Raw genomic sequence first — 25870 nt, 5'->3', positions numbered from 1 at the left:
TGGCTGGCTTCAGATCTCGTCGATCGACGACGACTCGAAGTGGCTGGACAGGTTGATGCCGAGCTCTTCGGCGGCACGGTAAGCCTCGTCATCCGTGTCGCGCAGGCTCACCGGGGTACCGTCGGCCGAGAGCACCTCGACGTTCAGGCACAGCGACTGCATCTCCTTGATGAGAACCTTGAAGGACTCCGGGATGCCCGGCTCCTGGATGTTCTCGCCCTTGACGATGGCCTCGTACACCTTCACGCGGCCCAGGATGTCGTCGGACTTGACGGTGAGGAGCTCCTGCAGCGCGTAGGCGGCGCCGTACGCCTCGAGGGCCCACACCTCCATCTCGCCGAAGCGCTGACCACCGAACTGCGCCTTACCACCGAGCGGCTGCTGGGTGATCATCGAGTACGGTCCGGTCGAGCGGGCGTGGATCTTGTCGTCGACCAGGTGGTGCAGCTTCAGGATGTACATGTAGCCCACCGAGATCGGCTCCGGGAACGGCTCGCCGGAGCGGCCGTCGAAGAGCTGCGTCTTACCGGTGTGGTCGATCAGGCGCTCCCCGTCGCGGTTCGGCAGCGTGGAGTCGAGCAGACCTGCGATCTCCTCCTCCAGCGCACCGTCGAACACCGGCGTCGCCACCTTCGTGTTCGGCGCGGCCTCACGGGCGATCTCGGGCAGGCGAGCAGCCCACTCCGGGTTGCCCTCGACCTTCCAGCCCTGCTTGGCGGCCCATCCGAGGTGGATCTCCAGCACCTGGCCGAAGTTCATGCGGCCGGGAACACCGAGCGGGTTGAGGATGACGTCGACCGGGGTGCCGTCCGCGAGGAACGGCATGTCTTCCACCGGCAGGATGCGCGAGATGACGCCCTTGTTGCCGTGGCGGCCGGCGAGCTTGTCGCCCGCGGTGATCTTGCGCTTCTGAGCGATGAACACCGCGACGCGCTGGTTCACACCCGAACCGAGCTCGTCGTCGCCGTCGACGGCGTCGAACACCTTGACACCGATGACCGTGCCCTCTTCACCGTGCGGCACCTTCAGCGACGTGTCGCGAACCTCACGGCTCTTCTCGTTGAAGATCGCACGGAGCAGGCGCTCCTCGGCGGAGAGCTCGGTCTCGCCCTTCGGCGTGACCTTGCCCACCAGGATGTCGCCGGGGCGAACCTCGGCGCCGATGCGGATGATGCCGCGCTCGTCGAGGTCGGCCAGCAGCTCCTGGCTCACGTTCGGCAGGTCGCGCGTGATCTCTTCCTTGCCGAGCTTGGTGTCGCGGGCATCCACCTCGTACTCCTCGATGTGGATCGAGGAGAGGGTGTCGTCCTTCACCAGGTTCTGGCTGAGGATGATCGCGTCTTCGTAGTTGTAGCCCTCCCACGGCATGAACGCCACGAGCAGGTTCTTGCCGAGCGCGAGCTCGCCGTCTTCGGTCGCGGGACCGTCGGCGATGACCTCGCCGGCCTCGATGCGCTCACCGGCGTTCACGATGACGCGGTGGTTGTAGCTCGTGCCCTGGTTGGAGCGGTCGAACTTGCGCAGGTAGTAGGTCTGCGTTCCGCCCTCGTCGAGCTGGATGGTGACGGCATCCGCCGAGACCTCGGCGACCACGCCGGACTTCTCCGCCGTGAGCACGTCGCCGGCGTCGATGGCCGCGTAACCCTCCATGCCCGTTCCGACGTTCGGCGACTCGCTGCGCAGCAGCGGCACGGCCTGGCGCTGCATGTTCGCACCCATCAGGGCGCGGTTCGCGTCGTCGTGCTCGAGGAACGGGATCAGCGAGGTGCCGACCGACACCATCTGGCGCGGCGAGACATCCATGTAGCCGATCTGGTCGGCCGGAACGAGGTCGACCTCGCCGCCCTTCTGGCGGGCCAGAACGCGATCCTCTGCGAAGTGGCCGTCGGCCTTCAGCGGAGCGTTGGCCTGGGCGACGATGAAGTCGTCCTCTTCGAACGCGGTCAGGTAGTCGATCTGGTCGGTGACCTTGCCGCCCACGACCTTGCGATAGGGCGTCTCGATGAACCCGAACGAGTTGATGCGAGCGAAGGATGCCAGCGAGCCGATCAGACCGATGTTCGGGCCTTCAGGCGTCTCGATCGGGCACATGCGGCCGTAGTGCGAAGGGTGCACGTCGCGCACCTCGACGCCCGCACGGTCGCGGGACAGACCACCGGGGCCCAGCGCCGAGAGGCGGCGCTTGTGGGTCAGGCCAGCGAGCGGGTTGTTCTGGTCCATGAACTGCGACAGCTGGCTGGTTCCGAAGAACTCCTTGATCGCAGCCACGACCGGACGCACGTTGATCAGGGTCTGCGGCGTGATCGCCTCGATGTCCTGCGTGGTCATGCGCTCGCGAACCACGCGCTCCATGCGGCTGAGGCCGGTGCGCACCTGGTTCTGGATGAGCTCGCCGACCGCACGGATGCGGCGGTTGCCGAAGTGGTCGATGTCGTCGACATCCAGGCGGATGTCCGCGCTCTTGCCGCCGCGGGTGCCGTCGATCGCGTACACGTTCTCGCCGAGCTGCTTCACGCCGGGCGCGGTCGGATCGTGCAGGGCCACCAGGTACTTGATGGTCTTGATGATGTCCGCGTTGGTCAGCACCGAGTCGGAAAGCGGGGCCTCGAGGCCGAGCTTGCGGTTGATCTTGTACCGGCCGACCTTGGCGAGGTCGTAGCGCTTCGGGTTGAAGTAGTAGTTGTCGAGCAGGGCACGAGCGGCCTCCGCTGCCACCTGCTCACCCGGACGCAGCTTGCGGTAGATGTCCTTGAGCGCCTCCTCCTTGGTGAGGATGGTGTCTTTCTCCAGCGTGAGCTCGATGGACGTGAAGCCCTTGAACTCCTCGAGGATCTCCTCGCTGGTCAGGCCGAGCGCCTTGAGGAACACGGTCACGGACTGCTTGCGCTTGCGGTCGATGCGCACGCCGACCTGGTCGCGCTTGTCGATCTCGAACTCGAGCCATGCGCCACGGCTCGGGATGATGCGGGCCGAGTAGATGTCCTTGTCGGATGTCTTCTCCGCGGTGCGCTCGAAGTACACGCCGGGGCTGCGGACCAGCTGCGACACGACGACACGCTCGGTGCCGTTGATGATGAACGTGCCCTTCTCCGTCATCAGCGGGAAGTCGCCCATGAACACCGTCTGAGTCTTGATCTCACCGGTGATGTGGTTCATGAACTCCGCCTCGACGTAGAGCGGCGCGGAGTAGGTCTTGCCCTTCTCCTTGCACTCGTCGATGGAGTACTTCTTCTCCTCCAGGAAGGGGTTCGTGAAGCTCAGCTGCATGGTCTCGCTGAGGTCTTCGATCGGGGAGATCTCCTCGAAGATCTCCTCCAGACCGCTGTTGCCGGGCAGATCCTGGCGGCCCTGGGCCTCGGCTTCGGCGACGCGAGCCTTCCACGCGTCGCTTCCGACCAGCCAGTCGAAGCTCTCCGTCTGCAGGGCGAGGAGATCCGGAACGGTGAGGGTGTCGGTGATCTTGGCGAACGAAAGACGAGAGTGGTTTCGTCCGTTCTTGGGAGTGGTGGTGGAAGATGCGTTGCGCGCAGCAGCCAAGGAAATAACCTCCATGGGGTCCCGGGGAAGGGACCGCGGGTGACTGTCGGTCAGGTTGTGGTGTGGACGAAGACTCCCGTTACAGTGGTGCCCTGCCGTTGTGCTCTATCTGACCGGTCCCGCGCGTCGTAGACCCGTAACCCTGCTCTCGCAGAAGCCCCGGGTTCCACCACCGAAAGACCCAGCCCATGCACACACCGGAAGACACGCAGAGCCGACCGCAATATGAAGGCATGAGTGTGGGAGCGCAAAGAACAACTATACGTCAACGCGACGCGCCGTGTCCAGTTTTTTCTTGACCGATTTCGGATTCAGGGGTATAAGCGCGCAGGGGCAGCCGCTTATTCCGCTGTAAGGGCGCATCTACCCGCCGCTCAGGGGCGCGCCAGGGCGATTGCCTGGGCGCGGTCTCGCAGGTCGAGCTTTGCGAAGATCGAGTTGATGTGGGTCTTCACGGTGGCGATGCTCACATAGAGCCGGCCGGCGATCTCCGGATTGCTCATGCCCTGGCCGACCAGCTCGAGCACCTCGGCCTCGCGCGCCGTGAGCTGCGGATGCCGTCTGCGCAACTCGTCCGCCGGCAGCGCGCCGGTACGAGGCGACTGAAGGGCGTCCGGGCGAGCAGCCGATGGATGCGTCGGGCCCTCGAGCGGCGCTCCCGGCGACGCGGGCTCCGGCACCGACCCGGTCAGGCCGCCGATCAGCCGCGCACCGACCTCTCCGGACAGCGTCGTCTGCCCGCGGGCGACGGAGCGCACGGCGGCCGCGACCTCGGCGCGCGAGGCATCCTTCGTGAGGTACCCGCGGGCACCGGCCCGCAGCGCACCCATGACGGACGCATCGTCCGCGAACGTCGTCAGAACGAGCACCGCGGTGCCCGGATGCTCGGCGGTGATGCGGGCGGTGGCGGCGGACCCGTCGAGCACGGGCATCCGCAGGTCCATGAGCGCGACGTCCGGATGCCGCTCCCCCACCAGCGCGACGGCTTGGGCGCCATCGGCCGCCTCGCCGACCACCTCGATGTCGGGGAGCAGGTCGAGCACGGTCACCAGGCCGTCCCGCACGATGGCCTGGTCGTCGGCCACGATCACGCGGATGCGCGGCTCGCCGCCATCGCGGCCGTCCCGTCCGTTTCCGATGCCGTCATCGCCACCCGATGCGCTCATCCGGCTCCTCCCGCCACGAGTGCGGCCTCAGCGCGCACCTCGAACCTTCCGTCGTGCACGCCGGTCTCGACCGTGCCGCCTGGCAGCTCGGCGAACCGCTCCCGCATGCCGAGCAGCCCGTTGCCGGACCCGGTGGTCGCAAGCTCCACGCCCGGACGGGTCGCGTCCGCCGATACGGCGACGGCGTTCGCGACCTCGAGCACAACCCGGTCCGGATGCCACGTGATCCGCAGTTGCACCGGCTCACCGGGCGCGTGCTTGCGCGCGTTGCTCAGCGACTCCTGCAGAGCACGCCGCAGCGCGGTCGCGATGCGCTCCGGCACGTCGACCGGAGTGCCGAGCTGCTCGAAGTCGATGCGGCCTCCGAGCCGCTCGTGGGCGTCGACGAGGTCGATCAGCTGGGCGGCGAGATCGGCGGAGGAGACGGAGTCACGAGCATCCGTCGGCGTGCGCAGCGCCTCCACGGCGCGCCGCGCCTCGGCCAGGCCGGAGGCCGCCATCGAACGGGCGTCGTGCAGGCGGGTGAGTGCGGCATCCGTCTTTCCCGCCTCGAGCTGCGCCTCGACCGCGTCGAGCTGGATCACCAGGCCGCCCAGGCTGTGCGCCAGCACGTCGTGCATGTCCCGGGCGAGCGACTGGCGTGCGGCGAGCGCCGACGCCTTGGCCTGCTCCTCGCGCATGGCGGCGGTGCGCTCGGCGAGCTCGGCGGCGGCCACCTGCCTGGCCCGCGCTTGCCGGCGGTTGATGCCGGCGAGCAGAGCGACCAGCACCGCGAACTCCAGCGACAGGATGCCCTCGACCGTGACCCCCTTGCCGCCGCTGACCGCGACGGCGACGGGAACCACGACAACGCATCCGGCGGCGATCAGTGCGTAGGTGTAGCTGGTCCAGGGAGGATGCTCCAGGCCGCCCGACTGCATCACGCCCGAGATGACGGGAACGATGAGCAGGCCGTTCGTCGGCCACGCGGCGAGCGCGCCCGCGACGACCATCACCAGGAAGAGCACACGCGCGACCACGAACCAGTGGAACGGCACCACGAGCACGCAGATCCAGGCCAGCACCGAGATCAGAGCGAGCGGCACCGTCAACTCCGGCAGAGGGATCTTGCCGCCGAAGAACTCGGGCACAAGATAGGCGACGACCACCACGATGCCCAGGGCGTTGAGGGCGATGCCGAACGGAGTGCGGCGGAGCGGGACACCGGGTGCCGTCTCGAACACGTTCGCTCCTTCCCGGGTGGGCCATCCGTGGCCCATCCTGCCGCACGCTTCGGCACGGGCGCCCGCGCCCTGCAGTTGCCTACACAGGCAAACCTCGGCGTAACAGGCAGATTCTGCCTGTTACGCGGAGGTAAGCGCCTTCCTGCCTGTTTTCGAGTGGATGCCGCTTGCGCGCACCTCGGCAACGCAACACGCTCCGCGTCGCGGCGGCGTGTACGCCGCGACAAACGCAACCATCCACCAAGCCGACCGCGGCGCGCCGCCGCTCGCGCGGCGCGCCAGACAGCTCAGACCCGCACGGGCTCCGCGGGGACGCGTGCTGCGCGGTACAGGATGACGCCGACCCGGGCGAGGCGGTTCGCGGCGACCATGAGCAGGATCACCCCGGTCGAAGCGGCGAGGTGCGAACCGGCCATGCTTGCCAGGGCGTCGATGCCGATGCGCACGGCGATGAGCGCGATCCAGAGCGCGATGCCGAGCCATCCGGTGCGGGTCTCGAGGGTCACGGGCGCGAAGCTCGGTCGACGGTCGTTCGCGTGCGCCTCACGGTAGAGACGGATGCCGTCGGCCGTCATCGGACGGAACCTCGCGATCGCCCCCATCGCTGCTCCCAGCGCGAGCGAGATGACGAGCTCGCCGAACAGCACGGCGATGTCGGTGCCGGTCAGGGCGTTCATCTTCGTCATGCTGCCGAGCGTGACGACTCCCACGATCCCGAGGATCGCCGGCATGCGCCACATGCGTCCGGGATCCACGGCTCGCCAGGTCATCTGGCGGTAGCCGACGAAGGCGACGAGGGCGACGATGAGGATCGCGTTGGTGATCAGCTGCAGGGAAATGGTCATGCATCCACTCTCATTTCGTGCGCGTGCTCTGCCCACAAACCAGGGGTGGAGATGCGGGTGGAGATCGGGTGGAGGGCCGGTCCCTATCCTGAAGGGGTGCAGGAGCATCCGTCGGTCGTCTTGAAGAACAGCGGCTTGCGCGCCGTGATCGAGCCCGACCGGTGGGTTCCCGGCTCCTTTCAGCTGGTGGTGGATGGCACGCCGCAGTCGCACGTGGACCTCGACGACCCGACCCGGTTGTTCTTCGAGTACGTGCAGCGCATGGGAAACGTGATCGACCTGCTGCACGAGCCGGGCGAGCCGATCACCGCCGTGCACCTCGGCGCCGGCGCGATGACGCTGCCCAGGTACATCGCGGCGACCCGGCCCGGATCACGCCAGCAGGTCATCGAGCTGGAGAGCGACCTCGTCGAGCTCGTGCGGTCCGAGCTGCCGCTGCCGAGGTCCGCACAGATCAGGGTGCGGCACGGGGATGCCCGCGAGGTCGTCCGCAAGCTGCCCGCCGGGCTGCGCGGAACGGTCGATCTGCTCATCGTGGACATCTTCAGCGGAGCGCGCACTCCCGCTCACGTGACCAGCGTGGAGTTCTACCGGGAGGCGGTGTCGCTGCTCGCGCCGGACGGCGTGGTGCTCGTCAACGTCGCCGACGGACCGCCGCTCTCGTTCGCGCGGGGGCAGGCATCCACCGTCGCCTCCGTCGTCGAGCACGTCGCCGCGCTCGCCGAGACGCAGGTGCTGAAAGGCAAAAGGTTCGGCAACATCGTGCTCGTCGGATCCAACGCCGCCCTGCCGCTGGACTGGCTCCCCCGCCTGCTGGCGAGCGGGCCGCATCCGGCGAAGGCCGTCGCCGGCGAGGAGTTGCGACAGTTCGTCGCGGGGGCGCAAGTTGTGACGGATGCGACGGCCGTCGCGTCCCCGCTGCCAGGGCGCAGCGTGTTCCAGCTGAAGGGATGAGGCGCCTCGCCGGCCGTGCTCAGTAAGGGCGACTGTGGCGAAAGCGCACGCGCTGGCCTGGCCGGAGTTGCGCGAAGAGGTCGAGGTCGGCATCCGCGACTACGGCGATCACCGGGTATCCGCCGGTGACGGGGCCGTCGGCAAGCAGCACGGTGGGCTCGCCCGACGGCGGCACCTGGATCGCGCCGGGCACCATCGGCTCGCTCGGCAGTTCCGAGGGATGGGCCGGGTCGTCGGATCGCTGCAACATCACGCCGTCCGCGTGCAGGCGCGCCCCGACACGATTGGAGTCCTGCGTGACCTGCCAGCCGGTCTCGTAGAACGCGACGACGGCTTCCCGTGTGAACCAGTCCTGCCGGGGTCCCGTCACGACGTGCACGTCGACCTCGTCGTCCGGCGGCGACCACACGGTGAGCGCGTCCACTGCGGGGATGCCGCCCGCGACGTCGTCCGCCAGTGCGATCGGGTCACCGTCGGTGAGGGGAGACGGCCCGAGCCGCGCGCCGATGTCGCTCGAGGCCGAGCCCAGCTCGTGCGGCACCGCGATGCCGCCGCGCAGGGCGACCACGTACCTCAGGCCGTGTTCGGCGGCGCCGAGCTCGAGCACCTCGCCGGATTCAGCGCGCGCCGCGGCATCCGGCTCGATCGGATGCCCGCCCAGCGTCAGCGCACCCCTCGCCCCGGTCACGGCGAACCACGTCGGCCGTTCGAAGCGCAACCGCGCACCGACGACCGCCTCGAGCCCCGCGGCTGACTCGGCGTTGCCGATCAGGCGGTTGCCCAGCCGGAGTGCTCCGCGATCGAGTGCGCCAGAGCGACCGGCGCCGATCGACGCGGAAGCCGGGCGGCCGAGGTCTTCGATGAGGAGCTGCGGGCCGGACTGCAGCACCGTCACGGCGGGGTCCGGGGTTGCTGGACTCGTTGCGGTTGCCCGGAGATCACCACCGAACGATCCGCCGGAGAACGCACGATCCGCCGCTTCCGAAAGCGATTCCCTAGGCGGCCGATCGTGCGTTCTCCGGCCGACCGTGCGAGCGGTGGCGGGTGTGCCGTCCGTCACGTTCGAGGGGGCGGCGTCCGAGGGGGCGGCGTCCGAGGCGGCGGTCTCCAAAGACTCCGCCTCCGACGGGACCGGGCGGCCGGACACCTCGACCGCGCGGAACCTCACCGTCGTTCCCGGAACAAGGAGCGCGGGACGGGTGCTGTCCGGGCGCCAGAGAGGCGCATCCGTTCGTCCGATCAGTTGCCAGCCGCCGGGGCCCTCTCGGGGATAGGCTCCGCTGAATCCTCCGGCGAGACCGACCGCTCCGGAGGGAACGCGCGTGCGCGGGCTCGAACGACGCGGCACATCGAACCACTCGTCGTCGGTCACGAGGTAGCCGAACCCCGGCGTGAAGCCGGAGAAGGCGACGCGCCACGTGGCATCGGTGTGCCGGCGCACCAGCTTGTCGGTCGTGATGCCGACGAGCGCGGCGACCTCGTCGAGGTCCTCGCCGTCATACACGACATCGATGACGACGGGCTCGGCGTCGTCGCGCGACGCGCTCGCGGCACCGGCTTCTGCGGGCATCCGGTCGAGCATCCGGTCAAGCCAGGTGCGGGCGGCGTCGGCCGAGAGGCGTTTCGGGTCGAAGAGCACGGCCAGAGTTCGCGCGGCGGGCACGATGTCGTCGACGCCGGAGCGGCGCGCCTGCGACAGGAGGTCGCGTAGCGCGAGCACGGCGTGAAGATCGGGCAGGTCGACGAGCAGCGCGCGGTCCCCCAGCCGGTGGATGGTGTACGGAGGCAGCGGTGCCGGTCCGTTCACGCGAACGCCTCGATCCGGATGCCCGCCTCGGCCAGCGCCTCCCGCACGGCGATCGCCATGGCGACGGCATCCGGGCTGTCACCGTGCACGCACAGCGACGCCGCGTCGAGCTCGATCGTCGCTCCGTCGATCGTCTGCACGACGCCGTCGGACGCCATGCGGACGGCGCGCTCCGCGATCCCGTCGTCGACTGAGAGCACCGAGCCCTCCCGGCTGCGCGGCACGAGCGTGCCGTCGCCGAGATACGAGCGGTCGATGAACGCCTCGCGCACGAACGGCACTCCGCGGACCTCGCACGCCCGCTCGATCGCGCTGTGCGGAAGCCCGAGCACCGGCAGCTCCGCGGGGAAGGATGCCACGGCATCCGCCACCGCTGTCGCCTGCTGCCCATCGGTCACGATGCGGTTATACAGCGCGCCGTGCGGCTTCACGTAGCGCACCTGAGCTCCGACGGATTCCGCCATGCCGGCGAGCGCGCTCAGCTGGTACAGCACGTCGGCGTGCAGGTCGGACGGCGCCACGTCGACGAAACGGCGGCCGAAGCCTGCCAGGTCCCGGTACGACACGTGGGCACCGATCGCGACGCCGCGATCCCGGGCTGCACGGCAGGTCGCGAGCATGGTCGCGGGGTCGCCGCCGTGGAACCCGCAGGCGATGTTGGCACTGGAGACGACGTCGAGCATCGCCTCGTCGTCGCCCATCGTCCAGGCGCCGAACGATTCGCCGAGGTCGCAGTTGATGTCGATCGCGCGCATCCCTTTCATTCTGCCCGCCGTCTCACGGTTCGCCAGGGTCGCGGATGACTTCCACGCTTTCCCTCCCCAGCCTGCGGGCAAGCAGGCGCGTGCACAGCCCCTCCGTGAGCGACGGCCTCGGTCGCACGTCGTCGTTAGCCTCATAGGGTGGCAGAACTGGTAAAGGTACGCAGGTGGGCCGAGGCGCTGATCGCGATGCACCTCGACACGGATGCCTGGACCTTCGGTTTCGACAACGCGAAGACCCGCGGCGGTCAGTGCAACCACTCCACGAAGCGCATCACCGTCTCGCGCTACCTGGCCGCCCGGTTCGACGACGACGAGATCCACCAGGTTCTGCTGCACGAGGTGGCGCACGCCCTTGCCGGACCGGCGGCCGGGCACGGGCAGCGCTGGCGGGCGATCGCGCGCGACCTCGGCTACGTCGGCGAGCGCACGCTCGACAAGCCGGTCGCACAAGACCTCGCGCCCTGGGTGGGCCGCTGCCCGCGCGGCCACGTGCACTACCGGTACCGCAGGCCGACCCGCACGATGTCGTGCGCGAAGTGCTCGCGCCGGTTCTCGCACGAGTTCCTCATCCAATGGGAGCGGCGGCGGGTATAAGGGCCGTCCTGCGACACCGATCGCGCACGGGCAGGGCATCGCTCCGGTGACCGCCGTACTCGGTTACAGTATCGAGCGGCATGGACACACCCGGGTCCGCCGGGCTGAACCACGAGGCGGGATCAGGGCATGAACACGCAGACCACAGCCGCGGTGCCGGCCGAACGCGAGCCGATCGCGGCCACGTCGAGCCCTGAGCGGGCGCGGCTCGGGGAGACCGGCCAGTGGTTCGACTCCGCTGACGGGGTGCACTGGTGGTTCGACTCCGGATGCCTGTGCCTCGACTTCGCCTACACCGGCGGCATGGCTGCCCCTGGTGACGGCGATCGCGTGCCGAACGAGCCGTGGGAGCGGCTGCGCACGCCCGACGACCTCGCTGCCTGGCTGCACGACCGGTTTCCCGCCATCGACGCGACCTGCGCAGACCACGAGCTCCGCGACGCGCTCACCCTGCGGGAGGCGATCTCGAACCTCGCCTACGCGGCGCTGCACGGGCATCCGTTCGCCGGTCGCGACGTGGATGTCGTCAACCTCTACGCCTCCACGCCCGACTTGCCGCCGGCCCTCTCCGGAGGCAGCAGACAGGCGGGCCGCTCCCGGCCGAGGGCGACGCAGGCCTTGTCGGCGATCGCCCGCGACGCGGTCGCGGTCTTCGGCGGGGAGGAGGCGCGGGAGCGAATCCGCTCGTGCGGTGCAGAGGACTGCCCGCTCGTCTACCTCGACGTGTCGCGCAGCCGCAACCGCCGCTGGTGCTCGATGCAGCGCTGCGGCAACCGGGCGAAGGTGCGTGCGCACCGGGCGCGGCACGCCGCTGCCGCCGAGCTCTGAGCCGCGACCTACCCCGATACTGACCCGACCTGACCGGACCGACCCGGCCCAGCCCGAACTGCCCGGGCCCACCCGAATTGTGGACGCTGTTTGTCGTTTGGGGCCGGCGATGCGACCAGAGGCGTCCACAAGTTGCGGCCTCGTCCTCGCCTGCGTCGGAGGTACGTGCCAGAGTCGCGGTATGACCAGCGTCGGCGCGATCTTCAGTCCGTATCCATACCCGCCGGAGGCGCTGCCGTATGCCGCGCGCGCAGCCGAGCGCTCCGGTGTCGCCGAGTTGTGGCTGTGGGAGGACTGTTTTCGCGAGTCGGCCTTCGCGTCCGTCTCCGCCGCACTCGCGGTCACGTCCCGACTGAAAGTAGGCATCGGCATCGCACCGATGCCCCTCCGCAACGTCGCCGTCACGGCGATGGAGATCGCCACGATCGCCCGGATGTTCCCCGGCCGTTTTCTGCCCGGCGTGGGACACGGCGTCCAATCCTGGATGGCGCAGGTCGGCGCCCGCGTCGCGTCGCCCTTGACGCTGATGCGTGAGCAGGTCTCGGCACTTCGGGCGCTCCTGGCAGGCGAGACCGTGACGGCCGAGGGGCGCTACGTCGCACTCGATGCGGTGCGCCTCGACTGGCCGCCCACCGAGGTGCCACCCGTGTTCGCCGCGGCGGAAGGCCCCAAGACGCTGCGGCTCGCGGGCGAGGTGGCCGACGGCGCCGTGCTCGACAGCCGCCACACCATCGACGAGGTCGCGCATGCCGTCGCCGAGTTGCGCGCAGGGCGAGCGGATGCCGGCCGCGCCGGCCATCCGGACATCGTCGCGTACGCGGCGGCCGCGTTCGGACCGAACGCGCTCGACAACCTCGTCGCGGACTGGGACGGCGACGTTCCGGAGGACGTCGCCCAGCGCGTGCTCACCGGCACGGTCGACGAGGTGGCTGCGGGGGTGCGCCGTTTCGCGGGGGAAGGCGTGCAGCACGTCGTGCTGCTGCCACCCCGCTCCGAGCCCGACCTCGCGGCCTACTTCGAGCAAGTCGGCGAGGTGGCGCGCCTCGTCGGCTGACGGCGTGACCCGCCGGCCGCGGCGCGCGCTCGACGGCTAGCGTCTGGCGCCGCCCGCCGCCTTCGCACGGAATCGGCCTACGGCCTCCACGATTACGTCCACGAGCGAGGCAAACTGCGCATCCCGGTCGCCGAAGAGCGACTCCCCCGCTTCCGCGACGAGTGGATGCTCCGCTGCGCCCACGCGCTCGGCTCGCGCCTTCGGGTCGTACTGCTGGCGGCCATCCGCTTGCAACACGGCCTGCTCCTCGATGCAGAAGCCGACGACGAAGCTGCTGGTGAGCGTGAACGCACGCACGGTGTCGGCAACGGTGAAGCCCTGTGCTGCCCAGCTGCGCATGCCCTCCTCCTGCGAGGCGAGCACGTCGGCGTCCGTAAGGTAGGTGCCGCTGAACGCCTTGGCGCCGTCCCTGTGGCGCAGCAGCGCCGCACGCAGCACCTCGGCGAAACGCCGCAGGCCTACGTCCCATGCCGCGTCAGCCGGCGCTCCCGCAAGCTCATCGACGATCTCGCGCCACACCTGCGTGGCCATCTCGTCGAGCAGCTCCGCCTTGTCGCGCACGTGCCAGTAGAGCGCAGGGGCCTGGACGCCGAGTTCGGCGGCGAGCGCGCGCACGGTCATGCCCTCCATGCCCACGTTGTCGAGCAAGCGGAGCGCTGCGTTCACGATGGCCGCCCTCGTCAGACCCTTCGCCATCCTGCGACCTCCTGCCGGGCGCTCTCATTGCGCGCTTGACAGTTTAACGTTGTTAAGGAACGCTAATCCTTAACAAAGTTAAGGAGAGCTGATGAAGGCAGCTGTGATCGAATCCGCCGGCGCGGTTCCGCGGTATGCGGACTTCGACGAGCCGAAAGCCGACGAGGGGCACGAGATCGTCTCGCTGGTGGCGGCCGGCATCCACCCGGTTGTGCGATCACTCGCCGCTGGCCGGCACTACGGATCGCACGGGATCTGGCCATCGATTCCCGGCGTCGACGCCGTCGCCCGTATGACCGACGACACCCTCGCCTACACCGGCTTTGTCACGCCGCCGTTCGGCACCATTGCGGAACGGATGTCCGTTCCCGTCCGGATGCGCATGCCTCTGCCGGATGACGCCGACCCGGTGCAGGTGGCCGGTGGAATGAACCCCGGGCTCTCCTCGTGGATGCCCCTCACCGCGCGCAAGAGCGAACTGGACTCGGCTGGACGTGACAGCGGGCTGGGCACCGTCCTGGTGCTGGGAGTGACGGGCACAGCCGGCGTCCTTGCGGTGAAGAACGCGCTCGCATTGGGCGCGACCCGGGTGATCGGGGCCGGCCGCGACGAGAATCGGCTGCGCACCGTGACCGGGCTCGGAGCCGAGACGGTGCAACTCACCGGGGGAAGCGAGACGGACGCGACGAACATCCGGTCCGCGCTCAGCGGCGTGAGTCCGTCGATCGTGCTCGACTTCGTGTGGGGCGCACCGGCTGAGGCGACGTTCGACGCGCTCGCACGCCGAGGTCTCGACGAAGACGAGGGCGACGTCGCGTATGTGCAGATCGGCTCGCTGGCCGGTGCAGAGGCATCCGTGCCCTCCGCGCTGCTGCGCAGCACGCGCATCCGAATCAGCGGTTCGGGCGCCGGCAGCAGTTCTATGGCGGTGCTCATGCGCGAGGTCCCGGTCTACCTCGGGCTCATCGCCGCCGGCACCGTCGACGTGCCGACCTCGGTGTTCCCGCTCAGCAGGATCGCGGACGCCTGGACCGCCGCGGGCGCGTCGGGCACGCGCGCCGTGATCATCCCGGACTGAGCCGGGACAGGATCAGTCGACGACCTGGACCTCTTTCCAGAACGCCACGTAGTCGCTGAAGTCCTTACCCACCCGATCGAACGCCGTGGGGTACGGGTGCGGGTAGCTCCAGGCGCGGTCCTGCAGGTGCTGGCCGCCGGCGTTGACCGTGAAGTACTGGCACTCGCCCTTCCAGGGACAGGTGTAGGGAGTGGGACTCGTCTCCAGCAACTCGGACTTGACGCTCGACGGCGGGAAGTACCAGTTGCCCTCGATCTTGATCAGTTCTTCGACCGGGGCCTCGGCGATGACGGTGTCGTTCACGACGGCTTTCACGGTGATCATCCTTCCTCGCGAGCACGCTTCTGGCGTTCGCGACGCTGTGGTGGGCAACACGATGAGAGCGGATGCCATTCCCGCCCGACGCGCGCCGGTCGCCCTCTGGCGACACCCCGGTCTACCCTGCTCTTGCGTTGCTCCGCTGCGCAGATAGGCTGTGCTCGCCACGGCGCACGCCGCCCTTCGTACTACGGAGCACCTGATGACCGGACCAGTCCCGCCCGACGATGCGACGGAAGGCGCCGAGACCTCGCCGCACACCGAGCCGGGGGCATCCCCGACCAGACCCGCTGACGCTGAGCCGATGGCATCCCAGGCCGATCCGGCATCCTGGCCGGCTCCGACGGAGCCACCGCAGTACGGACCACCGCCGGAGTACGGGGCGGGCCAGCAGCCGACGCAGCAGTACCCGACCCAGCAGTACCCGACGCAGCAGTACCCGAGCGAGCAAGCGACCGCTGAAGCGGCGGCCACGCCCAAGCGATCCCGCCTGCTCACCTGGTTGATCGCGGGCGGCGCCGCCGTCGTCGTGCTGATCATCGCGGGGGTGGTGTGGGCATCCGTCGAGACCGCTTCTCACACACCCCAGGCGGCGGTGAAGCCGTACCTCGACGCGCTCGTGAAGGGCGACGTGAAGGCGGCCGTGAAGGCCGGGAACATCGACACCCGCAGCCCGCTGGTGACGCAGAAGGTCTACTCCAAGACCAGCCAGCACGTGACTGGTTACTCGATCGAACCCGCACACACGGCGGGCAGTGAAGCCACAGTCACTGTCAAGTACCGGCAGGGCACGAGCCGCTACAGCGAGGTGCTCCGGCTGAAGAACAGCGGCACCGACATGCTGTTCTTCACGAAGTGGAAGCTCGAGCCGATCAAGCTCCCGACGGTGAAGATCGCGGTCGGGGCACCCGCCTCGGAGGGCGTCACCGTGAACGGCACGACCGTCGGCTCGCACAGCGACATGGAACTGGATGCTCTGCCCGGCCATTACGACGTCTCACTGCCCAGCACCGCGAATTACACGGTCGCGGAAAAGAGCACCACCATCACCGACCTGAACTCAACGGCAGCCTCGTCGGGCAAGGGCGTCGTCGTGCTCGAGGCGACGTTCACCAACGCCGGTCAGCACGCCGCGAACGACGCCGTCAACGGATGGGTCGCGGGGTGCATCGCCCAACCCACCCTGACGCCGACCGGGTGCAGCTTCTACCTGAACAACACGTATCCGGATCTGCACCTCTCGAACCTGAAGTGGACGCTCGCCTCGGCTCCCGTCTTCGAAATCGGCCCCTGGGATGGGCACGGCTGGCCCGTCACGACCACGACGAACGGGTCCGCGACGTTCCTCGCCGACTACACCGCAGACGACGGCAGCTCCGGAATCGTCTTCTCCGAGGCGCCGGTTCCGGTGCAGGTGGATGGCGAGATCACCGGCTTCGACAAGGACGGTAAGGCGATCTTCGCCTCGATCGACTGGTCAGGAAAGGCTTCCCAGGGCTCGGCGTGATCCCGGCAGGCTGCGGATGTCAGGGCTCTGCCGCTGCGGACGGCCGCTGGAAGAGCCGTTAACCGTCTCGGAAAAGTCCGGTCAGCGGAAAGGATTGCGGATTTCGACGCCTGCAATGACCTGGCCGTGATTCAGGTCCTCTGTCCACAGCACGGGACACTGCATCCGTGATGCGCTGCGGATGATCATCGCGTCCCACACCGAGACCTGCGACTCCTCCGCTATCGCGACCGCAGCCACGACGTCCTCCGGAAGAGGCGAATGCACGGGGCCACGAGAGAGAAGTTGTAGCCGCTCTCGAGCGGCCCCGGCAGAGAGTGGAGCCGGGTTGCTGATCTTTCGCGTGAGCGTCACGTAGAACTCGAGCAACACCTGCGTGCTGACGACCGCGGACCTAGTTCGGATCGCCACTTCGAACAGTTCCACCGCCCGACGGTGCCGATCGTCGTCAGTGTCGCCGTACGCGTAGACGAGAACGTTCGTATCGAAGAATGCGCGCTGCGAGTCACTCACGGACCGGACTCCTCAGGCCCGCTCATGCAGCTCATCCCGCGTCCACGTCACGTCGGCGACCCGATACATACCGCTCCGCATCAGCTCGAACTCGCGAGCCCATGCCTCGTCGTAGTCGTCTTCCAACTCGACACGATTGGCCAACACATCTGCAACGAGAGCAGAAATCGAGGTGTCGTGGGCGGCCGCGTAGATCTTCGCGCGCCGGATGAGGTCTGCCGGCAACGCGAGTGTGATGTTCCGCGTCGTTGCCATGTGAACCAGTGTAGCACTGGTCCATGTGCTACCCCACGTAGTCATCAGGAAACAGCTGCCGGATGCCGCCGTCGTGCAAGAGGAACTGCGCCCGGAGCGGCGCGCCGAGCTCTCGAGCCGCCTGGGCCATGGACTGCGCCCATGCAGCAGTGTTTTCATCGATCGATGTGGGGCCAAGACGTTCCCAGACGAACACGAGGGCCGCGTTGTTCGAGGCGCCGCGGATCATCTCGGCGCGATGCATGAGCAGGCTGGAATGCGGCAGATCACCAAGATCGTCTGTCGACATGACGCCATCCGGGTTCTCGGGATAGTCGTCCATCGGCATGATCGGGTCGGCCAGGCGCCGTCGGTCGTCGAGGAAGAGCAGCCACATCTGTCGACGATTCGCGCGGAGCAGCAGGAATTTCAACAAGGAGGCCAGGTCGTCGTCGCGATCGAGCGCACGCTCACGGAGGGCGGCAGGATTACGGGAACTCATGCGGTCGATCCTGGTCCCGTGTCCGGGGTCCGAGCCCCGATGTCTCGCCTTTTGTGGATAGTCCGCTCTATGCCGGGGTCCTGTGGAAAACTTCGAGCTCTACACGATGCCGTTCTCCGCGAGGCCGAGTGGCGCCGACGTAACGTTCCACTCGGAGCGCAGGATGCCCATCAGCAGGATGTCTTCGTAGCGTCCGCGGACCCACGCATGCTCGCGTTGCCGTCCCTCGATCACGAAGCCCGCCTTCTCGTAGGCCCGGATGGCCGCGAGGTTCGACGAGATCGCCTGGAGATGCACGCGGCGGAGGTTGCAGCGCACGAAGCCGAACTCGACGATCTGCGAGATCGCGGCGGTTCCAATCCCCTTCCCGCGGGACTCGGACCGCAGCGCGATGCCGACCTCGGCGTGGCGGGCGAGGTCGTCGAAATCGAAGAGCCCGATGCTCCCGACGGCTTCGCCCGCCACATCGATCACGAAGCGCACATTCTCGTCAGCGTCGGTCTTGGTGAGACGATCCTCGTACGCGCTCCGCGTCAGCGGGGCTGGTGCGGAGGGGTTCCGCTCCTCCCACGTGCTCAGCTCCGCGGCGATGCTGTACAGCACATCGAGGTCGGCGTCGGTTCGAGCGCGAAGCGTGACGGAGGGTTCGGTGACCATGCCCAAACGTTACCCAGCGCTGGTCAGCCCGGGGTTGCGGCAGCGACCTGTTGCGGCGACGCATCCGTGAAGACCCCGCCGACGAGTACCGGGACGACGGTGGAGACATCCGTCTGGTAGGCCGCCGCGATGTCCTCGCCCTGGTCGTCTTTCAGCAGCTCGCCGCCGCTCACGGACGCCGTGAACATGTGGCGGATGCCCCGCTCCAGTCCCGTGAAGGCCGCGCACGCCGCCGCGGCCTCGGGGGAGCACGCGTCGATGCCCGCCTTGCCGAGGGCGTCGATCACCCCACCGGCGGTGAGGAGGTCTTCGACCGCGAACCGCAGGGTCTCGTCGGTGCGCGTCTCGCCCGCTGCGACGACGGCGACCATCGCCCGGCGGCCGAGGCTCTCCTGATAGTCGAGGATCCAGCGAGCGACCGGGGTGCGGTTGCGCAGGCTGGCCGCGAGCACGGGAACGCCGTAGCCGGCCGCGAGAGTCGTCAGGCGGGAGCCGTTCAGAGACGGCACCACCGCTCGCTCCGCCCCGAACGAGGCGACGTTCTGCTCCGTCATGCTGGAGGGAGAAAGCGAGACTCCCGGCGAGCCACGGCGACCGGCGAGGCGGGCATCCGGGAACTCGCCGGCGGCATCCGCTGCTTCTGCCTCGTGTCGCAGCCCCGCGTACGGCTGCACCTGAAGCCCGAGCGCGACGCCCATCTGCACCGTCGTGGTGAACGAGATGGCGTCGATCACGACGATGACGCCGGCGGTCTGGGCGATGCTGCGGAGCCCCTCGCCGCCCCAGTCGAAGCGCACCTCGTAGCGCTGCTGGGTCGGTTCGTCGGGACTCAGGGGCGTCTTCACCCGGCCATGGTAGCGGCGCCGGCCAGGGTGGATCGGCAGACGATTAGCACTGCCTGCGATCGGGTAGAGGCGTTACGTGAGCACAACGGCCGGGGAGACGGCATCCTTCTCCACTTCGCAGCGCTGGCGGCGACTTCTGCCGATCGTCTTCGTCACCTACAGCTTCGCCTATCTCGATCGAGGCAACTACTCGATCGGCGCTGCCGGCGGGCTGCAGCACGACCTGAACATCTCGAGCTTTCAGGCCGGGCTCCTCGGTGGCCTCTTCTTCCTCGGCTACTTCATCTTCCAGGTTCCGGCTGCCGCGTTCGCCGAGAAGCGCAGTGCGAAACGGCTGCTGTTCTGGTCGCTCATCCTCTGGGGACTGTTCGCGGCAGCCCAGGGCGTCATCCCGAACTACCCGCTCCTGCTGGTGGACCGCTTCCTGCTCGGCGTTGTCGAAGCGACCGTGATCCCCGCACTGCTGGTGTTCCTGATGCACTGGTTCAGCGATGCGGAGCGAGGGCGAGCCGACTCGTTCATGATCCTCGGGCATCCGGTCACGCTGCTCTGGATGTCCGCACTCTCCGGCTACATCATCCAGGCCACGAACTGGCGCTGGATGTTCATCATCGAGGGGCTGCCGGCCATCGTGTGGGCCTTCATCTTCCGCTACCTCGTCGACGACCGGCCGTCCGACGCCGACTGGCTCCACGATGCCGAGCGGGAGGAGCTGCGGCGACGCCTGGACGACGAAACGCGGGGCGAGCCGCCTGCCAAGCAGTGGTCGGCGCTCAAGTCGCCGCGGGTCATCCTTCTCGCGATCCAGTACGGACTGTGGAGCATCGGCGTGTACGGCGTCGTGTTCTGGTTGCCCACCGTGCTCAAGTCGATGTCCGGTGCCGGCATCGGCGCCACCGGAGTGCTCACCGCGATTCCATACGCTCTCGCGACGGTGCTCATGATCATCGCGTCGTGGGTCTCGGACCGCACCCATCAGCGACGTTGGCTGGTTCTCGGATGCCTGCTCGCCGGCGCGGTCGTCTTCTACTTCTCGTTCCTCATCGGGATCGGCAACTTCCTGCCGGCGTTCATCCTGCTGATCGTCGCCACCGGCCTCCTGTACGCGCCGTACGGGCCGTACTTCGCACTCATCCCGGAGGTCGTGCCGGAGAACATCGCGGGCACCGGCATGGGTGCCGTCAACGCCATCGGCGGACTCGGCGGCTTCATCGGCCCGGTCGTCGTCGGATGGCTCGTCGGGGGCACCGGGTCGACTCTCGCCTTCCTGTTCCTTGGCGCATGCCTCGCGGCTGCTGGGCTGCTGATGCTTTTCGTCCACCCGAGGCGGCGTGCCCCGGGCGCGAACCAGGACAGCGGCGAGAACCGGCGCGCCGAGGGCGGTGCTAGGACGAGGGACGCACAAGAGTGAGCCGCTGCGTCGGCCGCGTCATCGCGACGTAGAGAGCGGATGCCCCGCGCGGCGACTCCGCGACCAGTGCGTCGGGATCCGCGATCACGACGGCGTCGAACTCGAGGCCCTTCGCGTCCTGCGCAGTCAGCACGACGATCGGCTTCACCAGACCGGATGCGCCGCGGCCGGCATCCGCTCCGAAGCGGCGGGAGACGGCATCCGCCACCTCGTCGGCGAGCGCAACCGGCACGATGACGGCCAGGGTCCCGGTGTCGTCGATGCCCCGGTCGTGCGCAACGGCCTCGACCGTCGCATCCACGATCCCCGCTTCAGGTCGCGAAGTCTGCCGTTTCGACGGGCCGTAAGCGACCGAATTCGCGACCTGAACGGCGGGGGCTATCACCTCACGCACCGGCCAGTCGCCCTCGCGCACGGCCCGGGCGGGCGTTATCGGCAGCCCGTGCGAGCGGGCGAACGCCTCCGCCTGCCGCGCGATCTGCGCCGGCGTGCGGTAGTTGACGGTGAGTTCCTCGAGACGCCAGTGGTTCTTGAAGAGCGGGCCGACGGCATCCGCCCAGCTGCGTCCTCCGCTCGCCGACGACGACTGCGCGATGTCGCCCACGATCGTGAACGACTTCATCGGGCAGCGTCGCACCAGAAGGCGCCACTGCATGGGGCTGAGCTCCTGCGCCTCGTCGACGACGACGTGCCCGTACGCCCAGGTGCGATCGGATGCCGCCCGCTCGGCGGTCGTGAGCCCGTCGCCTTGGCCTGCGGCCTGGTCCACCAGCTGCTCCGCGGTGACGAACGACTCGGCACCGGCATCCGCGATCGCCGCCCGGGCCACGCGGAGGTCGCGTTTGCGCTGCTCCTTCGCGGCCTGCCGCTGCGCCTGGTCACGCACGTCGGCGGCCTCGCCCAGCACCTCGGCCGCCTCGTCGAGCAGCGGGATGTCGCTGATCGTGAACGGGGCATCCCGTGGCCGCCGCAACAGCGCACGCTTCTCGGCGCTCCACCTCGGGGTCAGCTCCGCCAGCCACTGCGGGCGGGCGTACAGGTCGGCAAGCAGCTTCTGCGGCGTCAGCGGCAGCCACGCCGTGTTGAGCAGAACGCGCACGTCGTAGCTCGTGCGCACGTCTTCGCGCAGCACGGCGAGGTCCTCCTCGTCGAGCGTCTGGCCCTTCTTGCGCAGCTGCTCGGCGAGCCGGGCGGTGAGCGCCGTCAGCGCGTGCTTGACGAACGTCACCCGCGCCTCGTTGTGCGGCTTGCCGGTGCGCTGGGCGCGCCGTAAGGCATCCGCGATGAGCGCCGGCTCGACCATGAGTCGCTCGTTGTCAACCTCGACGACGGATGCCTCCGCCGGCACCCGCTGGCGCGACTCGACGGCTCTGTGGATCAGGTTCACCAGCTGTTTGGAGCCTTTGAGCTGGGCCGTGGCGGGCGGGTCATCCGTGTCGGCGGAGACCCCGGGGAACAACTCGCCGAGGCTCTGCATCACCACGCCGGACTCGCCGAGCGACGGGAGCACCTCCTCGATGTAGGTGAGGAACGCGTGCGTCGGCCCCACGACCAGCACACCGGAGCCTTGCAGCTTCTGCCGATGCGCGTACAGCAGGTAGGCGGCGCGGTGCAGCGCTACCGCGGTCTTCCCGGTGCCGGGACCACCCTGCACCACGAGAGCGTCACGCAGCTCGGAACGGATGATGCGGTCCTGCTCGGCCTGGATCGTCGCGACGATGTCGTTCATGCGTCCGGTGCGCTGCGACATCAGCGCCGCCATCAGGGCGGCGTCGCCGGAGACCTCGTCTGGCCGGGTTCCCGGCTGCTCGAGCAGGCGGGAGTCGAACACCTCGTCGTCCACCCGCAGCACGTTGCGGTCGCGCATGGTCAGCCGCCGCCGTGCCGCGACGCCGAGCGGATTCGCGGCGGTCGCCTGATAGAACGCGCTCGCCTGCGGGGCACGCCAGTCCAGCAGAACGGTGTGCTCGTCATCGTCGCGCAGTCCGGTGCGCCCGACGTAGCGGAGCCGCGGGTCGCGAAGCGGGTCGTCGGACTCTGGTTCCTCGGAAGGATCGGATGCCTCCAGCTGCAGGCGGCCGAACACGAGACGGGGCTCGACCTCGCGCAGCTGCAAGATGCGGTCCTCGTAGAGCCGCGCGTAGGCATCCCGTTCGCCACGTGCCTGGTGTGTGCCGCCCGCGGTCTGCCTGCGGACGGCTGCCAGACGTTGCACGGTGTCCTCGCGGAGTGCGTCGAGCCGGGCGTAGAGGTCGGCGACGACGCGGCGTTCGCGAACGAGTTCCGATTCGTGCACGCGTCCCCCCGGTTCGCAGTCAGGATCGACCAGTTTAGTGGCCGTGCCCCGCTTCGCGCCCGCGAGACTGCATGCCCCGCCCGAGACGTCGGGTAACGACCGCAGTCTCGGGGTGGGCGTGCACTCTCGGCGTTACAGCACGCGCAAGCCTGATACGCTGGTGGCTCTTGCGTTCCCGCTGTCGGGACACGCCTGCGTCGTCAGAGCGCATCAGCTCGCGAGACAGCCCGTGCACACCGCACGCCGGCACCCTCGCTTTTTCGATTCCTTCTCACGGCGAACGGATGCGCCACCCGGCGCCTTCGCCACACTTCCGTCGTGCGCGCCACGACGGCTGCCCGAAAGGCACCCCATGACTTCCTTCTCCGACCTCGGCGTACCCGCGCCCCTCGTAGCCGTGCTCGAACGCGACGGAAAGGTCGAGGCGTTCCCGATCCAGGCCGACACGCTTCCCGACACGCTCGCCGGGCGCGACGTGCTCGGCCGCGGCAAGACCGGATCCGGCAAGACGATCGCCTTCGCGCTGCCCATCGCCGCGCGACTCGGCACGACGCTCGCCGGCGGCAAGCGCAGGGCCGGGCATCCGCTCGCCCTCGTGCTCGCCCCCACACGCGAGCTCGCCACGCAGATCGCGACCGCACTCGAGCCGCTGGCCGCCGCCTACCGCCTGACGACCACCACTGTGTTCGGCGGCGTCAACCAGAAGCGGCAGGTGGATGCGCTGCGAGCGGGCGTGGACATCCTCGTCGCCTGCCCCGGCCGTCTCGAAGACCTGATGAAGCAGGGCTTCGTCTCGCTCGACGCCGTCGAGATCACCGTGCTCGACGAGGCCGACCACATGGCCGACCTCGGGTTCCTTCCCGTGGTGACGCGCATCCTCGACAAGACACCGGCATCCGGTCAGCGGCTGCTGTTCTCGGCCACGCTCGACAACGGAGTGGACAAGCTCGTGAAGCGGTTCCTGCACTCCCCCGTGCTGCACTCGGTGGACGACGAGACAAGCCACGTCGACCGCATGACGCACCACGTGTTCGAGGTCGACAGCGTCGAGTCGAAGAACGATCTCGTGCAGGCGCTCGCATCCGGCAAGGGGCGCAGCATCCTGTTCATGCGCACCAAGCACCACGCCAAGCGACTGGCCAAGAAGCTCACCGAGTCGGGCATCCCCGCCGTCGATCTGCACGGCAACCTGTCGCAGCCGCAACGCGACCGCAACCTCGCCGCGTTCGGCGACGGCAGCGTGCGGGTGCTGGTGGCGACGGATGTCGCAGCCCGCGGCGTTCACGTCGACGACGTCGAGCTCGTGGTGCATGTGGATCCGCCGGCGGAGCACAAGGCGTATCTGCACCGCTCCGGGCGCACCGCCCGCGCCGGTGCCACCGGAGACGTCGTCACAATCGCGTTGCCCACGCAGAAGGACGACCTGCGCGTCGTGCTGCGCAAGGCCGCCATCGCGGCGACCCCCCTGCCCGTGACGGCGACGTCGCCCGAGGTGGCGCGTCTCGTGGGCGAGGTGGCTCCCTACGTGAAGCCGGCGCCGAAGGCTGCACAGCAGCGACCGCAGCGCGCGGCCAAGGGCGGCAGCCGCACGGTCGCCGAGGCGCTCGACGCCTCACGCGGCGGCCGTCGTCGCGGCCGCGCGTCGGGCGGAGCGGATGCCCGCTCGCAGCAGGCGGGCGGGCGTGGCTCGCAGCCAGCGCGCGCCGGCCAGGCTGCGTCCAGTCGCGGCGCCCAGTCCGCGAACGGTGCGCAGGCCGGTGGCGAGTCGCCACGTCGCGGCGGGCAGCAGCCGGCCGGGCGCCGCGGCGGCGCTCCGCAGAGTCGTACCGGGTACCGGGTGGGCGACGTCGTGCGTCCGAACGGCGGCACCGGTCGCGGCCGCGGTCCGCGCCGCGCCCAGGGCTGAGGCTGCCGCCTCCTCCGTTCATAACTCAGGCCCGCTTAGCACCGCGGCCTCTCGGTCCCGCGTATTCTCGCGGGCTCGGTCGATGGCCTCTGCTTGAATTCCTGAGTTATGAACGGCGAGAGGCGCCGAGCACGGTCTGCGATCGGACACCCGCGTGCTGGCCCTAGCTCTAGGAATAGGCCAGCGCAAGAGCCGTCCGCCAACCGATCGGAAAATGCGCGAACGGGCCGAGACCCACGCTTTCGCGTCAAGTCTCGGCCCGTCCGTGATGATTCAGTGGCGAGCGCCCGGCGTCACCCCTGCGCGAGCTCGGCGACCGACTGCCACTCCTCCCACGTTGCGATCCGGGCCGCGTAGTCGGCCTTCGCCAGCGCGAGCGGACCCGACCCGAAGAAGACACGCAACGGCGGCTCCTCGGCGTCGACGACCTTGAGGATGGCCGCGGCCGATGCCTCCGCGTCGCCGGGCGTCGAGTTGCGCTGCTTGCGGCTCTCGGCCACGGCGCGATGCACGTCGGCATAGTCAGGGGACTCTGCCGAGTGCTTCGACGACGATCCCGCCCAGTCGGTGGCGAACGCCGCAGGCTCGACGAGCGTGACGTGGATGCCGAAGGATGCCACCTCCTGCGCGAGCGCCTGGCTGAAGCCTTCGAGAGCCCACTTCGACGCGTTGTAGATGCCGACGAGCGGGAAGGCGGTGATCCCGCCGATCGACGAGACCTGGATGATGTGGCCGCTGCCCTGCGCGCGCAGATACGGCAGCGCGGCCTGCGTCACCCAGAGCGCGCCGAAGACGTTGGTCTCCAGCTGCGCGCGCGCCTCGTCTTCCGTCACCTCTTCGATGAATCCGAAGTGCCCGTATCCCGCGTTGTTGACGACGACGTCGAGCCGTCCGAAGCGGTCGTGCGCGACCCTCACCGCCGCGAAGTCCGCCTCCCGGTCGGTGACATCGAGCTGCACGGGCAGTAGCCGATCGCCGTACTTCTCGACGAGATCGTCGAGGGATGCCACGTCGCGCGCTGTCGCCGCGACCCGGTCACCGCGCTCGAGCGCTGCTTCCGCCCACGCGCGTCCGAAGCCGCGCGAGGTGCCCGTGATGAACCAGACCTTGCCGTTGTTCTCCTCTGCCATGGGGA

The 25870-nt window shown here is 68.9% G+C and carries 23 protein-coding genes; 8 read left to right on the top strand and 15 right to left on the bottom strand.

What is annotated here, in order from left to right; translation table 11 throughout:
* Positions 1 to 9 precede the first annotated feature (9 nt).
* From rpoB to ACYVI5_RS00675, 4 genes are all read right to left on the bottom strand, one after another.
* Positions 10 to 3537, bottom strand: a complete 3528-nt coding sequence (rpoB, locus tag ACYVI5_RS00690; protein ID WP_460532879.1) for a DNA-directed RNA polymerase subunit beta — start codon at positions 3535 to 3537, stop codon at positions 10 to 12.
* 374 nt (positions 3538 to 3911) lie between these two features.
* Positions 3912 to 4703 carry a response regulator gene (locus ACYVI5_RS00685; protein ID WP_460578576.1) on the bottom strand — a complete coding sequence of 264 codons (792 nt, stop codon included), beginning with the start codon at positions 4701 to 4703 and terminating at the stop codon, positions 3912 to 3914.
* Positions 4700 to 5926: a sensor histidine kinase gene (locus ACYVI5_RS00680; protein ID WP_460578575.1), complete on the bottom strand. Its 1227-nt coding sequence runs from the start codon at positions 5924 to 5926 to the stop codon at positions 4700 to 4702. The genes ACYVI5_RS00685 and ACYVI5_RS00680 overlap by 4 nt, the downstream gene beginning before the upstream one ends.
* Positions 5927 to 6213: 287 nt before the next feature.
* A complete protein-coding gene (locus ACYVI5_RS00675; RefSeq protein WP_460578574.1) occupies positions 6214 to 6771 on the bottom strand; it encodes a hypothetical protein in 558 nt (185 codons plus the stop codon).
* A 96-nt stretch (positions 6772 to 6867) separates the two neighbouring features.
* Here ACYVI5_RS00675 and ACYVI5_RS00670 point away from each other — a divergent pair, with 96 nt between their 5' ends.
* Positions 6868 to 7725: a spermidine synthase gene (locus tag ACYVI5_RS00670; RefSeq protein ID WP_460578573.1), complete on the top strand. Its 858-nt coding sequence runs from the start codon at positions 6868 to 6870 to the stop codon at positions 7723 to 7725.
* A 19-nt stretch (positions 7726 to 7744) separates the two neighbouring features.
* Here the strand turns inward: ACYVI5_RS00670 and ACYVI5_RS00665 are convergent, their stop codons facing one another.
* Positions 7745 to 9532 carry a 5-oxoprolinase subunit B/C family protein gene (locus ACYVI5_RS00665; RefSeq protein WP_460578572.1) on the bottom strand — a complete coding sequence of 596 codons (1788 nt, stop codon included), beginning with the start codon at positions 9530 to 9532 and terminating at the stop codon, positions 7745 to 7747.
* A complete protein-coding gene (locus ACYVI5_RS00660) occupies positions 9529 to 10287 on the bottom strand; it encodes a LamB/YcsF family protein (protein ID WP_460578571.1) in 759 nt (252 codons plus the stop codon). The genes ACYVI5_RS00665 and ACYVI5_RS00660 overlap by 4 nt, the downstream gene beginning before the upstream one ends.
* A gap of 147 nt (positions 10288 to 10434) precedes the next feature.
* On the opposite strand from ACYVI5_RS00660, the gene ACYVI5_RS00655 reads away from it, so the two are divergent.
* The 3 genes from ACYVI5_RS00655 (at position 10435) to ACYVI5_RS00645 (ending at position 12772) form a co-directional block, all read left to right on the top strand.
* Positions 10435 to 10890 carry a SprT-like domain-containing protein gene (locus tag ACYVI5_RS00655; RefSeq protein ID WP_460578570.1) on the top strand — a complete coding sequence of 152 codons (456 nt, stop codon included), beginning with the start codon at positions 10435 to 10437 and terminating at the stop codon, positions 10888 to 10890.
* A gap of 129 nt (positions 10891 to 11019) precedes the next feature.
* Entirely contained in the window at positions 11020 to 11718 is a 699-nt protein-coding gene (locus ACYVI5_RS00650) for a CGNR zinc finger domain-containing protein (RefSeq protein ID WP_460578569.1), read from the top strand.
* Between the two features lie 181 nt (positions 11719 to 11899).
* The gene (locus tag ACYVI5_RS00645) at positions 11900 to 12772 is read left to right on the top strand and encodes an LLM class oxidoreductase (protein WP_460578568.1); all 873 of its coding nucleotides are present in this window, start codon (positions 11900 to 11902) and stop codon (positions 12770 to 12772) included.
* A gap of 36 nt (positions 12773 to 12808) precedes the next feature.
* Here the strand turns inward: ACYVI5_RS00645 and ACYVI5_RS00640 are convergent, their stop codons facing one another.
* Positions 12809 to 13468, bottom strand: a complete 660-nt coding sequence (locus tag ACYVI5_RS00640) for a TetR family transcriptional regulator (protein WP_460578567.1) — start codon at positions 13466 to 13468, stop codon at positions 12809 to 12811.
* Positions 13469 to 13559: 91 nt separating this feature from the next.
* On the opposite strand from ACYVI5_RS00640, the gene ACYVI5_RS00635 reads away from it, so the two are divergent.
* A complete protein-coding gene (locus ACYVI5_RS00635; RefSeq protein ID WP_460578566.1) occupies positions 13560 to 14546 on the top strand; it encodes a quinone oxidoreductase family protein in 987 nt (328 codons plus the stop codon).
* A gap of 12 nt (positions 14547 to 14558) precedes the next feature.
* Here ACYVI5_RS00635 and ACYVI5_RS00630 read toward each other — a convergent pair whose 3' ends face one another.
* On the bottom strand, positions 14559 to 14861 hold the full coding sequence (locus tag ACYVI5_RS00630; RefSeq protein ID WP_460578818.1) for a DUF427 domain-containing protein: 303 nt from the start codon (positions 14859 to 14861) through the stop codon (positions 14559 to 14561).
* Positions 14862 to 15066: 205 nt separating this feature from the next.
* On the opposite strand from ACYVI5_RS00630, the gene ACYVI5_RS00625 reads away from it, so the two are divergent.
* Positions 15067 to 16371: a zinc ribbon domain-containing protein gene (locus tag ACYVI5_RS00625; RefSeq protein WP_460578565.1), complete on the top strand. Its 1305-nt coding sequence runs from the start codon at positions 15067 to 15069 to the stop codon at positions 16369 to 16371.
* A gap of 81 nt (positions 16372 to 16452) precedes the next feature.
* Here the strand turns inward: ACYVI5_RS00625 and ACYVI5_RS00620 are convergent, their stop codons facing one another.
* The 5 genes from ACYVI5_RS00620 to ACYVI5_RS00600 all read right to left on the bottom strand — a co-directional run bounded on the left by ACYVI5_RS00620 (position 16453) and on the right by ACYVI5_RS00600 (position 19122).
* Entirely contained in the window at positions 16453 to 16884 is a 432-nt protein-coding gene (locus ACYVI5_RS00620; protein WP_460578564.1) for a PIN domain-containing protein, read from the bottom strand.
* 12 nt (positions 16885 to 16896) lie between these two features.
* Positions 16897 to 17139: a DUF6364 family protein gene (locus ACYVI5_RS00615; protein WP_460578563.1), complete on the bottom strand. Its 243-nt coding sequence runs from the start codon at positions 17137 to 17139 to the stop codon at positions 16897 to 16899.
* 28 nt (positions 17140 to 17167) lie between these two features.
* Positions 17168 to 17515, bottom strand: a complete 348-nt coding sequence (locus ACYVI5_RS00610) for a hypothetical protein (protein ID WP_460578562.1) — start codon at positions 17513 to 17515, stop codon at positions 17168 to 17170.
* Between the two features lie 204 nt (positions 17516 to 17719).
* Complete coding sequence (locus ACYVI5_RS00605; RefSeq protein ID WP_460578561.1) at positions 17720 to 18277, bottom strand: GNAT family N-acetyltransferase; 558 nt, start codon at positions 18275 to 18277, stop codon at positions 17720 to 17722.
* 23 nt (positions 18278 to 18300) lie between these two features.
* A complete protein-coding gene (locus ACYVI5_RS00600; RefSeq protein WP_460578560.1) occupies positions 18301 to 19122 on the bottom strand; it encodes a 2-phosphosulfolactate phosphatase in 822 nt (273 codons plus the stop codon).
* Between the two features lie 76 nt (positions 19123 to 19198).
* Between ACYVI5_RS00600 and ACYVI5_RS00595 the strand changes: the two genes are divergently transcribed.
* On the top strand, positions 19199 to 20533 hold the full coding sequence (locus tag ACYVI5_RS00595) for an MFS transporter (RefSeq protein WP_460578559.1): 1335 nt from the start codon (positions 19199 to 19201) through the stop codon (positions 20531 to 20533).
* Here ACYVI5_RS00595 and ACYVI5_RS00590 read toward each other — a convergent pair.
* Entirely contained in the window at positions 20508 to 22829 is a 2322-nt protein-coding gene (locus ACYVI5_RS00590) for a HelD family protein (protein WP_460578558.1), read from the bottom strand. The two genes, ACYVI5_RS00595 and ACYVI5_RS00590, sit on opposite strands and share 26 nt — an antisense overlap.
* A 352-nt stretch (positions 22830 to 23181) precedes the next feature.
* On the opposite strand from ACYVI5_RS00590, the gene ACYVI5_RS00585 reads away from it, so the two are divergent.
* Positions 23182 to 24735 (top strand): DEAD/DEAH box helicase, encoded by a 1554-nt coding sequence (locus tag ACYVI5_RS00585; protein ID WP_460578557.1) that lies wholly within the window; start codon positions 23182 to 23184, stop codon positions 24733 to 24735.
* A gap of 293 nt (positions 24736 to 25028) precedes the next feature.
* Here the strand turns inward: ACYVI5_RS00585 and ACYVI5_RS00580 are convergent, their stop codons facing one another.
* A complete protein-coding gene (locus ACYVI5_RS00580) occupies positions 25029 to 25865 on the bottom strand; it encodes an SDR family oxidoreductase (RefSeq protein ID WP_460578556.1) in 837 nt (278 codons plus the stop codon).
* Between the last annotated feature and the right edge of the window lie 5 nt (positions 25866 to 25870).

The sequence above is a fragment of the Humibacter ginsengisoli genome, assembly GCF_054780095.1.
The sequence above is the reverse complement of the archived record's forward strand: the minus strand, read 5'-3'. Positions and strand labels throughout refer to the sequence as shown.